This window comes from Acidovorax sp. HMWF018 (genome assembly GCF_003061035.1).
GTDB lineage: Bacteria > Pseudomonadota > Gammaproteobacteria > Burkholderiales > Burkholderiaceae_C > Acidovorax > Acidovorax delafieldii.
Genome location: NZ_QAIM01000406.1, coordinates 57,284 through 67,264, shown reverse-complemented (window position 1 = coordinate 67,264; position 9,981 = coordinate 57,284). Strand labels below are relative to the sequence as shown.

Genomic DNA, 9,981 nt, shown 5'->3' with positions numbered 1-9,981 from the left:
GGCTATGTGGCCATTGGTGCTGCGGTGCTGATGGCGAGCATGAGCGGGTCGGCCCTGGCCGACACCGCCGCGCTGGCCACCATCCTGTTGCCCATGATGCGCCAGCAGGGCTACCCCATGAACACGTCTGCCGGGCTGATTGCCTCGGGCGGCATCATCGCGCCGATCATTCCGCCGTCCATGCCCTTTGTGATCTACGGTGTGACGACCAACACCTCGATCTCGGCGCTGTTCGTGTCGGGCATCGTGCCGGGGCTGATGATGGGCGTGGGTCTCATCTTTGCCTGGCGCTGGGTGTTGCGCGGCATGGACCTGCCCCAGGGCGAGCCCTTGCCCGTCAAGGACCGCTTGCGGGCCACCGTGCGCGCCTTCTGGGCGATGCTGATGCCGCTCATCATCATCGGCGGTATGAAGACCGGCGTGTTCACGCCCACCGAGGCCGCCGTGGTGGCTGCGTTCTATGCGCTGGTGGTGGCCTTGTTCATCCACCGCGAGATGAAGCTTGCCGACATCTACGGCGTGCTGGTGCGGGCGGCCAAGACGACCTCCATCGTGATGTTTTTGTGTGCTGGTGCCCAGGTGGCCAGCTACATGATCACGCTGGCCGACCTGCCCAATGTGCTAACGAACTGGCTGGGCCCGCTGGTGGAGAACCCGCGCCTCTTGATGGCTGTGATGATGATCGTGCTGGTGCTCATCGGCACGGCGCTGGACCTCACGCCCACCATCCTGATCTTTGCGCCCGTGATGCTGCCCATCGCCGTCAAGGCGGGGATTGACCCGGTGTATTTCGGCCTGATGTTCGTGCTCAACGGCGCCATCGGCCTCATCACCCCGCCGGTGGGCACGGTGCTCAACGTGGTGGCAGGGGTGGGGCGCATCTCGATGCACAGCGTCATCAAGGGCGTGAATCCTTTTCTCATCACCTATGTGCTGATTCTGGCGCTGCTGGTGGTCTTCCCGCAGATCGTGACTGCGCCCGTCGTCTGGCTGCGCTAGCCGTTTGCCTGCTCCTCTTCCCCGTTATTCTTGCCAATGGAGACAACCATGAAAACTTTCCGTCGCACCCTGCTGGCCGCCCTGTCGGTCGCTGCCATCACCTGCTCGTTCCAGGCCGCAGCCCAAGACTTCAAGCCGCGCATCATCCGTTTTGGCTACGGCCTCAACGAGGACTCCAACCAGGGCCGGGCCGCCAAACTGTTTGCCCAGGAAGTGGAAAAGGCCTCGGGCGGCAAGATGAAGATTCGCGCCATCGGTGCTGCTGCGCTGGGCTCTGATGTGCAGATGCAGCAGGCCCTGATCGGCGGCGCGCAGGAGATGATGGTGGGCTCCACGGCCACGCTGGTGGGCATCACCAAGGAAATGGCGATCTGGGACACGCCGTTCCTGTTCAACAACGCCAAAGAAGCCGACGTGGTGCTCGATGGCCCCGTGGGCCAGAAGGTGATGGACAAGCTGCAGGAAAAGGGCCTGGTGGGCCTGGTGTACTGGGAGAACGGGTTCCGCAACCTCACGAACAGCAAGCGCCCGGTGAACAAGCTGGAAGACATGGACGGCATCAAGCTGCGCGTGATGCAGAACAACGTGTTCCTCGACAGCTTCAAGACCCTGGGCGCCAATGCGGTGCCGCTGCCGTTCTCGGAACTCTTCACTGCCCTCGAAACCAAGACGGTGGACGGCCAGGAGAACCCCTACAACACCATCCTGTCGAGCAAGTTCTATGAGGTGCAGAAGTACCTCACGGTGACGAACCACGTCTACAGCCCCTGGATCGTGCTGGTGAGCAAGAAGTACTGGGATGGCCTGTCGAAGGCCGAGCAGAAGGTGCTGCTCGACGCCGCCAAGAAGAGCCGCGACTTCGAGCGCCAGGACACGCGTGCCGAGGCCGACAAGGCGCTGGCCGACCTCAAGGGCAAGGGCATGCAGGTCAACGAACTGCCCGCCGCCGAAGCCAACCGCATGCGCGAAAAGCTCAGCGCCGTGAACGCCAGCATTGCCGCCAACGTGGGCGAGGGCTTGTGGAAGGAAGTGCAAGGGGCCGTGGCCCAGGCGCGCGCTGGCAAGTAAATCGGGGTGGACGCCATTGGCAGCCTTTGAGCTGTCGATGGCAGGCTTCGAACCTCTCCGTGTCGCGAAGCGCCATGAAAAAGGCCGAGGCCCCTGTTGGGGCCTCGGCCTTTTGGCATTTGCAATCTTTCATTTGCACCGAAGTGCAGGCCGGTCCAATTACAGGGAGCCGATTTCGCCGGAAGAGATCTGGCCAGTGCGCACAGCTTCAGCAGCCTGGGCACGCACAGCAGCACGGTCAGCGGTGGACTTGTAGGTCACCACACGCGAACCAGCGGGTTCAATGCTGCGTGTTTGAGCCACGGTAGCGGCTTCGGCTTGCACTTCAGCGCGGGTGCGGTTGGTTTCAAACTTGGTGGCGAACTGCGAAGCATCGGCTTCGTCAGCCTGGGCACCAAAAGAAGCGAAAGCGGCGACAGCGGCGATAGAGAGGAAACGGGCAGTCTTGTTCATGATGAAACTCCTGTGAAATTCGAAAAATGGGGACGAGGTGTCTGGAATACGCGGTGGGTGAAGCTGTGGATTCAAAAAATTGAATCAACCGCCTTCAGCAGGGCCCACGCGGCCAGTGCGCATGGCTTGTGCGGCAGCTTCGGCACGCACGGCAGCGCGGTCAGCCGTGGACTTGTAGGTCACCACGCGGGAGCCTGCGGGCTCTTGGCTGCGCATTTGCACAGCCGTAGCGGCTTCGGCGATCACTTCGGCGCGGGTGCGGCTGGTTTCGAATTGGGTGGCGAACTGCGAAGCGTCGGCTTCGTCGGCTTGGGCACCGAAAGAAGCGAAAGCAGCGACAGCGGCGATAGACAGGAAACGTGCGGTGTTGTTCATGATGGAAATCCTTGAAGTTAAAAAAGCGTCTCAAAAAACCGGGTGAAGATCAGAAACGACTCGCTTCGCACCGGGTTCGGTGAGTCGCCTTGCGGGTTCGGCTCATCGATGGGATGAACTGTACGCCGGTGCTGTTCAGAGAAAAACCACTGAGTCGCGAACTAACTGTTCCAGTATTGGAAACAATCTCCCGGGCCGTCTGCCGTGTCTGCCTGCCCTCGGAACCCTGGCGGTTTGCCATGGAATCCGCCGGGCGCTGGCAGGCAACAGATGCCGCAGAGGTGAACGTGGTCGGTGCGTTGAACATGGGCTCCATCGTGCCGGGGCAGGCCGGGGGCGTCGTCTCGCCGCGGTTTCGCTTCTTTTCAGTTTGTTTCGCGCAAGGCGGTATGCAACGGCGCAGAAACATCCATTGCATTCGCCGTGCAACAGATGATCAAAAAGCGCTGCACATGGGGCTTGCGTGGGTTGCGCGCACGGGCCTTATGGGCTGAAATCTCCCTGTGCCCGTTTCCGTTTTCACGAGGGAGGTTTCCATGACCGCAGTCGCCAAGATTCTTCAGTCCAAACCCGACGCCACCGTCCACACCATCAGCCCTGCTGCTTCCGTGCTTGACGCCCTCCAGCTCATGGCCGACAAGGGTATTGGCGCGCTCATCGTGACCGAGGGCGCGTCCATCGTCGGCATCTTCACCGAGCGGGACTACGCCCGAAAAATCGCCCTCATGGGGCGCACTTCAGCCGTCACCCAGGTCAAGGATGTGATGACCTCGGCCGTGATGTTTGTGCGCCCGGATCAGACCAGCGAGCAGTGCATGCAGCTCATGAGCAACAACCGCCTGCGCCACCTGCCCGTGGTGGATGGCGGCAAGCTGGTGGGCATGATTTCCATTGGCGACCTGGTCAAGGACATCATCTCCGAGCAGAAATTCATCATTGAGCAGTTGGAGAACTACATCACCGGGAGTCACTAGGAGCAACCCCCTGAGGCGCTGCGCGCCTTCCCCCTTCTCTCGAAGGTCTGCGCCATGCGGGAAGGGGGACGCACCCAGAGCGGCGGGGCAGCCCTTGCGCGGGTGCGCAGGTCTGGAGCTGCGCGCGTGCGGCGGCTCTGCCAAGCGGACACAGCGAAAAAAGGCTCTGACCGATCTGGTCAGAGCCCTTTTGTTTTGGGCGGCCGGGTGCGCTGCTGACCGGCCGCTCAAGCGGCTTTTTCGACGTGCCCCTGGCGCGTGTACAGAAAGTCGATCACCGCCTTGCGGTAGTGCACATACTGCGGGTCCTCGGCCAGCTCCACGCGCTTGCGGGGGCGGGGCAAGTCCACGGTCAGCACCTCGCCAATCGTGGCGGCCGGGCCGTTGGTCATCATCACGATCTTGTCGGACAGCAGCACGGCTTCGTCCACGTCGTGGGTCACCATCACCACGGTGCTTTGGGTGCGCGCCACGATCTCCAGCAACTCGTCCTGCAGCTTGGCGCGGGTCAGGGCGTCGAGCGCGCCGAAGGGCTCGTCCATCAGCAGCACCTGGGGCTCCATGCTCAGGGCCCGGGCGATGCCCACGCGCTGCTTCATGCCGCCCGAGATTTCACCGGGGCGTTTTTGCCCCGCGTGGGTCAGGCCCACCAGCGCCAGTGCGGCGTCGGTGCGGGCCTTGAGCTGGGCTTTGGTTTCCTTGGCGCCAAACACGCGCTCCACGGCCAGGTAGATGTTGTCAAAGCAGGTGAGCCAGGGCAGCAGCGAGTGGTTCTGGAACACCACCGCGCGCTCCGGCCCCGGGCCCTTGATCTCCTTGTTGGCGCACAGCAGCGCGCCGTTGGTGGGCGTCGTCAGGCCGGCAATCAGGTTGAGCAAGGTGGACTTGCCGCAGCCCGAGTGGCCGATGAGCGCCACGAACTCGCCCTTGGCAATCGTCAGGTGAATGTCGCGCAGCGCCGGGAACAGGCCCTTGGCCGTCTTGAAGGTCTGCTCGACGCCGTGGATCTCGATGAACTTGGTGCTCATGGAAGGGTGGGGAGATGGAGCTGTCGTGTTCATGCTTTCACCTCTTCAAACGTAAATGCGGTGGCCAGCTTGATGAGTGCAAACTCCAGCAGCAGCCCGACGATGCCGATCACGAAGATCGCGATGATGATGTTCTTGACGTTGAGGTTGTTCCACTCGTCCCACACCCAAAAGCCGATGCCCACGCCGCCGGTCAGCATCTCGGCCGCAACGATCACCAGCCACGCGGTGCCCACGGCCAGGCGCACACCGGTCAGCATGTAGGGCAGCACGGCGGGGAACAGGATCTTGGTGGCGATCTTCCATTCGCTCAGGTTGAGCACGCGCGCTACGTTCATGTAGTCCTGCGGTACGCGCTGCACACCCACGGCGGTGTTGATGATCATGGGCCAGATGGAGCAGATGAAGATGGTCCAGATGGCCGCCGGGTTGGCGCCCTTGAAGACCAGCAGACCGATCGGCAGCCACGCCAGCGGCGACACTGGGCGCAGCAGGCTGATGAGCGGATTGAACATGCGCGACAGGAAGTTGAAGCGTCCGATCACAAACCCCGCCGGAATGCCCACCAGCGCCGCCATGCCGAAGCCGATGGCCACGCGCTGCAGGCTCATCAGCACATTCCAGCCCACGCCTTGGTCGTTGGGGCCGTTGCGGTAGAAGGGGTTGCTGAACACTTCCAGCGCCTGTAGCCAGGTGTCCTTGGGGCTGGGGATGCTGCCGCCCGTGGTGGTGGAGACCACCGCCCACAGGCCGATGAGCAGGCCCAGGCCACACAGCGGCGGCAGCACGGCCAGCCAGAAGCTGCGCGAGAGGGCGGACCAGTCGCGGCCAGTGGCCACGCTGGAGGGCGTTGCAGGTGCCTTGGGGGCAGATATCGCAGCCTTTTGGCTTCTTGCGCTAGTGGATGATGCGCTTGCAGCTACAGTATTCATAGCATTCTGTGCGGCCACGGGGGCTGCATCCAACGGGGAGTGAAAGACGGCACTGACCATGGTTTTCTCCTGTGCAGGGCTTGCTTGCGGGGTGGCCGGGCGGGCGCTGGGGCAGGGTTGCCGTCAGGCCTTGATCTTGAAGCCGTCGGCGTACTTGGCGGGGTCCTTGCCATCCCACACCACGCCATCTATGAACTTGCTGGTGCGCAGCACATCCTTGGGCACGCTGATCTTCATGGCGCTGGCCACCGACTTGTAGAGGTCCACCTGATTGACCTCCTTGGCCACGGCCAGGTAGTCGGGGTGGCTCTTCAGCAAGCCCCAGCGCTTGTGCTGGGTCAGGAACCACATGCCGTCCGACAGGTAGGGGAAGTTCACCGCGCCGTCGTTGAAGAACTTCATGTGGTTGGGGTCGTCCCAGGTCTTGCCCAGACCGTTCTGGTAGCGGCCCAGGATGCGCTGGTTGATGGCATCCACGCCCGTGTTCACATACGCCTTGCCGGCCACGGTCTCGGCCATCTTCATCTTGTTGGACAGGCTGGCGTCGATCCACTGGCTGGCTTCGAGCACGGCCATCATCACGGCACGCGTAGTGTTGGGGTACTTCTTGACGAACTCGGCCGTGGTGCCCAGCACCTTTTCGGGGTGGTCCTTCCAGATGTCCTGCGTGGTGTTGGCCGTGATACCGATGCCATCCATGATGGCGCGGTGGTTCCAGGGCTCGCCCACACAAAAGCCGTCCATGTTGCCCACGCGCATGTTGGCCACCATCTGCGGTGGGGGCACGGTGATGAGCTTGGCACCCGACAGCGGGTTGATGCCCGCCGCTGCCAGCCAGTAGTGCATCCACATCGCGTGGGTGCCTGTGGGGAAGGTGCCCGCAAATGTGTATTCCCGCTTCTCGCTGGCCATGAGCTTGGCCAGGGACGGACCATCCACCGCACCCTTGTCGGCCAGGGCCTTGGAGAGGGTGATGGCCTGACCGTTGTTGTTCAGGTTCATGAGCACGGCCATGTCCTTCTTGGGGCCAGCGGTGCCAAGATGCACGCCATAGACCAGGCCGTAGAGCACATGGGCAAAGTCCAGTTCGCCGTTCACCAGCTTGTCACGCACGCCGGCCCAGCTGGCTTCCTTGTTGGGGACGATGGTCACGCCGTATTTCTTGTCGAAGCCCAGCACCGAAGCCATGACCACGCTGGCGCAGTCGGTCAGCGGGATGAAGCCGATCTTGACCTCCTTCTTCTCGGGGGCGTCGGAGCCCGCTGCGTGGACGAGTGCGCGCAGCGCGGGGCTCACACCCACAGCGCCCACGGTGGCGGCCTGCAGCACGGTGCGGCGGTTGAGGCTGGTTTTCAACAGATCGGTCATGGGGCATCCCTGGTGGCGTGAAAAACAAAAAAGGCGTCCTCACACCGCGCCTGGCTGCATCAAAGCAACGCCGGGAGCGGGTGGGGACGCCTTTGTCCTGGGTGGAGCCTGGAACGTATCCGGGGCTCCTTGCCAGCACCGGCCCGCCGTTGGGTCAGTGCTGTCAGTGGTCAGACCTGCATTGGTCTTGCACTGTGCAATGCAAAGCGCGTGCCAGCGCGCGCTGCGCCATGTTGGAGCGTTGGTTGCTATGGAATGAATAGCTGTCCGCGCTTGATCAATAAGCGCTACACGCCTGCGGGGCTTGCAGCAGGGATGTTCTTGTTGTGATCAGTGTGTTCGCACTGCCTTTGTGCGGCGCACCATTTGGGAGGGGCCTTGGAATTGGGCGCGGCCCAGGCGAGGGATGCCAAGCAAGGGCCGCCCCGCAGCGAGGGCATCGTCCCCCTTCCCGAATGACGCAGTCATTCGAGAGAAGGGGGAAGCGGCGCAGCCGCTCAGGGGGGTGTTCTCTGGTTTTACCCCAGCAGATCCATCACGTCCAGCATGCGCTGAGCCACGTCCACGAGCTTCAGGCCCTTGTCCATGGCGGTCTTGCGCAGTTTCTCGTAGGCGGCCTGTTCGGTCAGGCCCTGGCGCTGCATCAACAGGCCCTTGGCGCGGTCGATGGTCTTGCGGTCTTTGAGCTCGGTCTTGGCGTCGGCCAGCTCGGCGCGCAAGGCCTGTTCGTGCTGGAAGCGGGCCATGGCCACGTCCAGAATGGGGCGGATGCGCTGCGGTGCCAAGCCCGCCACGATGTAGGCAGACACACCGGCCGCCACCGCGTCCTTCACGTGCGAGGTGTCTTCATCGTTGGTGAACATCACGATGGGGCGGCGTTCGTCGCGTGTGGCCATCACCACATGCTCCAGCGCGTCGCGGGCCTCGCTCTCGGCGTCCACGATGATCAGGTCAGGCTGCAGCTGGGCAATGCGCTCGCTCAGAAACACGTCGGCGGGCAGCGTGGCCACCAGGTTGAAGTTGTTCTCCAGCAGCCCGATGCGCAGCGCCCGCGACCGTTCCGCCTGCTCCACGGCGTGTTCGTCGTCAGGGTCGGCGACTGCCAGATCCGGGGCAACCACCACGATGCGCAAAGCCTCATTCATACCCGTAAGCATAAGCAATTTTTACGCCACAAATTGGTGCGCTGGGGGGGCACGGCCCCAGAGCGCCGTTGCGATGGGCTTTCACGCAGGGCCCATACCAGCCCCAGGCCCGCCACGCCTGGGTGCCCTGGCCCCCGTTGTGGGGCCTGAAAGTTGCTAATACTGACACCGTGGGAGGGCATACCCGGTAGCTCACCCAGCAGGGCGTCGCATATACATCTGGTCACACAGACACACTGAAATGGAGTTTTTTGCATGAACAAGCACATGAACCGGCGCCGCTTCTCGGCCAGCCTGGCCTTGACCGCAGTGGCGACTGCTGCACTCCTGAGCGGATGCGGCAAGGTGCCGGACACCATCAAAATTGGTGTTGCACAGCCCTTGAGCGGCCCGCTGGGCGCCCTGGGGCAGGATCTGCTCAATGGCGTGAAGCTAGCGGTGGAGGAACTCAACAAGTCCGGCTACACCGTGGACGGCAAGCGCGTGACCTTGGAGGTCGTGTCCGTGGATGACAAGGCCGACGCCACCACCGGCAAGGCGGTCGCCCAGCAGCTGGTGGATGCGGGCGTGGTAGCCGTGGTGGGCCACCTCAACTCGGGCGTGAGCATTGAGACCGCCCCCATCTACGCCGCCAAGGACATTCCACAGATCGCCATCTCCACCAATCCCAAGTTCACGCAGCTCGGGTTCCCCACCACGTTCCGCATGGTGGCCAACGACACCTTGCAGGCGCGCGCCATCGGCTCCTTTGCGGCCACGCAGCTGGGCGCCAACCGCTACGCCGCACTGGACGACGGCACCCCTTACGGCAAGGGCCTGGCCGATGGCGCTGCCGAACAGCTCAAGGCCGAGAAAAAGGAAGTGGTGGTGCGCAAGTCGTTCGACGACAAGACCGTGGCCTTCGACGAGCTGGCCGGTGAGCTCAAGGCCGCCAAGGTGGAGGTGATTGTCTCTACCCTCAACGACTTCCAGGCCCTGGCGCTGCTCGAAGCGCTCAAGAAGGTAGACCACACCAAGGTCAGCCTGCTGGGTGGCGACACCATCAAGACCACCGACATGACCAAGGGCGCAGGCATCGTGCAGGGGCTGTACGCCACCTCGCCAGTGCTGGAAGCCAAGGAGTTCACCACCGGCAAGCCCTTCCTGGAAAAGTACATCGCCGCCTTCAAGAAGCCTCCGGCCTACGGTGGCCACTACAGCTACGACAGCACGTATGTGCTTTCGGCGGCCATCCAGAAAGCCAAGTCCGCCGACCCCAAGGAAATCACCAAGGCCCTGCACAGCATCAACGGCTATGCCCCGGTGATTGGCACCATGACCTGGGACGAGAAGGGCGAGCAACGCTACGGCGCCGTGGGTGTGTACGAGCTGCGCAGCGGCAACTGGGAGTTGCGCATGCGGTCGGACCGCTGGTAAACAGCCCACCAGGACGGATCGGCCCCGGGTTTTACACTCGGGGCATGAGCTTGCTGATCCTGGGTATTGAATCTTCGTGCGACGAGACGGGCGTGGCATTGGTCCGTTCCACGGGCAATGCCGTGCCTACGCTGCTGTCGCACGCGCTGCACAGCCAGATCGAGATGCACCAGGCCTATGGCGGCGTGGTCCCCGAACTGGCCAGCCGTGACCACATCCGCCG

General features: G+C 63.0%; 11 protein-coding genes and 1 pseudogene. 6 read left to right on the top strand and 6 right to left on the bottom strand.

What is annotated here, in order from left to right; genetic code table 11:
* On the top strand, positions 1-999 hold a 999-nt coding region (locus DBR23_RS16745; protein ID WP_108498997.1), incomplete at its 5' end, for a TRAP transporter large permease.
* Positions 1,000-1,047: 48 nt separating this feature from the next.
* Positions 1,048-2,067 carry a TRAP transporter substrate-binding protein gene (locus DBR23_RS16740; RefSeq protein WP_108498989.1) on the top strand — a complete coding sequence of 340 codons (1,020 nt, stop codon included), beginning with the start codon at positions 1,048-1,050 and terminating at the stop codon, positions 2,065-2,067.
* A 159-nt stretch (positions 2,068-2,226) separates the two neighbouring features.
* On the opposite strand, the gene DBR23_RS16735 is transcribed toward DBR23_RS16740, so the two are convergent.
* Positions 2,227-2,520: a hypothetical protein gene (locus DBR23_RS16735; protein WP_056743987.1), complete on the bottom strand. Its 294-nt coding sequence runs from the start codon at positions 2,518-2,520 to the stop codon at positions 2,227-2,229.
* A gap of 84 nt (positions 2,521-2,604) precedes the next feature.
* Entirely contained in the window at positions 2,605-2,895 is a 291-nt protein-coding gene (locus DBR23_RS16730) for a DUF4148 domain-containing protein (RefSeq protein WP_056058312.1), read from the bottom strand.
* Between the two features lie 239 nt (positions 2,896-3,134).
* On the opposite strand from DBR23_RS16730, the gene DBR23_RS29355 reads away from it, so the two are divergent.
* Both DBR23_RS29355 and DBR23_RS16725 read left to right on the top strand, forming a co-directional pair.
* On the top strand, positions 3,135-3,389 hold the full coding sequence (locus tag DBR23_RS29355; protein WP_133246205.1) for a hypothetical protein: 255 nt from the start codon (positions 3,135-3,137) through the stop codon (positions 3,387-3,389).
* A gap of 42 nt (positions 3,390-3,431) precedes the next feature.
* A complete protein-coding gene (locus DBR23_RS16725) occupies positions 3,432-3,869 on the top strand; it encodes a CBS domain-containing protein (RefSeq protein ID WP_015015148.1) in 438 nt (145 codons plus the stop codon).
* 227 nt (positions 3,870-4,096) lie between these two features.
* Here DBR23_RS16725 and DBR23_RS16715 read toward each other — a convergent pair whose 3' ends face one another.
* The 4 genes from DBR23_RS16715 to DBR23_RS16700 all read right to left on the bottom strand — a co-directional run bounded on the left by DBR23_RS16715 (position 4,097) and on the right by DBR23_RS16700 (position 8,342).
* Positions 4,097-4,930: an ABC transporter ATP-binding protein gene (locus DBR23_RS16715; RefSeq protein WP_056058319.1), complete on the bottom strand. Its 834-nt coding sequence runs from the start codon at positions 4,928-4,930 to the stop codon at positions 4,097-4,099.
* The gene (gene ntrB / locus DBR23_RS16710; RefSeq protein ID WP_099730821.1) at positions 4,927-5,889 is read right to left on the bottom strand and encodes a nitrate ABC transporter permease; all 963 of its coding nucleotides are present in this window, start codon (positions 5,887-5,889) and stop codon (positions 4,927-4,929) included. Before ntrB ends, DBR23_RS16715 begins: the two co-directional genes overlap by 4 nt.
* A gap of 63 nt (positions 5,890-5,952) precedes the next feature.
* Entirely contained in the window at positions 5,953-7,197 is a 1,245-nt protein-coding gene (locus DBR23_RS16705; RefSeq protein WP_056743994.1) for a CmpA/NrtA family ABC transporter substrate-binding protein, read from the bottom strand.
* 518 nt (positions 7,198-7,715) lie between these two features.
* Entirely contained in the window at positions 7,716-8,342 is a 627-nt protein-coding gene (locus DBR23_RS16700; RefSeq protein WP_056058325.1) for an ANTAR domain-containing response regulator, read from the bottom strand.
* A gap of 255 nt (positions 8,343-8,597) precedes the next feature.
* On the opposite strand from DBR23_RS16700, the gene DBR23_RS16695 reads away from it, so the two are divergent.
* Complete coding sequence (locus tag DBR23_RS16695) at positions 8,598-9,758, top strand: branched-chain amino acid ABC transporter substrate-binding protein (protein WP_108498988.1); 1,161 nt, start codon at positions 8,598-8,600, stop codon at positions 9,756-9,758.
* Positions 9,759-9,802: 44 nt separating this feature from the next.
* A pseudogene (locus DBR23_RS30865) lies at positions 9,803-9,981 on the top strand (tRNA (adenosine(37)-N6)-threonylcarbamoyltransferase complex transferase subunit TsaD); the annotation flags it as partial.

Bases quoted from the DNA above. Each gene is read 5' to 3' on its own strand.
- DBR23_RS16740 (WP_108498989.1), top strand. From the start codon at position 1,048: ATGAAAACTTTCCGTCGCACCCTGCTGGCCGCCCTGTCGGTCGCTGCC.
- DBR23_RS16735 (WP_056743987.1), bottom strand. From the start codon at position 2,520: ATGAACAAGACTGCCCGTTTCCTCTCTATCGCCGCTGTCGCCGCTTTC.
- DBR23_RS16730 (WP_056058312.1), bottom strand. From the start codon at position 2,895: ATGAACAACACCGCACGTTTCCTGTCTATCGCCGCTGTCGCTGCTTTC.
- DBR23_RS29355 (WP_133246205.1), top strand. From the start codon at position 3,135: ATGGAATCCGCCGGGCGCTGGCAGGCAACAGATGCCGCAGAGGTGAAC.
- DBR23_RS16725 (WP_015015148.1), top strand. From the start codon at position 3,432: ATGACCGCAGTCGCCAAGATTCTTCAGTCCAAACCCGACGCCACCGTC.
- DBR23_RS16715 (WP_056058319.1), bottom strand. From the start codon at position 4,930: ATGAACACGACAGCTCCATCTCCCCACCCTTCCATGAGCACCAAGTTC.
- ntrB (WP_099730821.1), bottom strand. From the start codon at position 5,889: ATGGTCAGTGCCGTCTTTCACTCCCCGTTGGATGCAGCCCCCGTGGCC.
- DBR23_RS16705 (WP_056743994.1), bottom strand. From the start codon at position 7,197: ATGACCGATCTGTTGAAAACCAGCCTCAACCGCCGCACCGTGCTGCAG.
- DBR23_RS16700 (WP_056058325.1), bottom strand. From the start codon at position 8,342: ATGAATGAGGCTTTGCGCATCGTGGTGGTTGCCCCGGATCTGGCAGTC.
- DBR23_RS16695 (WP_108498988.1), top strand. From the start codon at position 8,598: ATGAACAAGCACATGAACCGGCGCCGCTTCTCGGCCAGCCTGGCCTTG.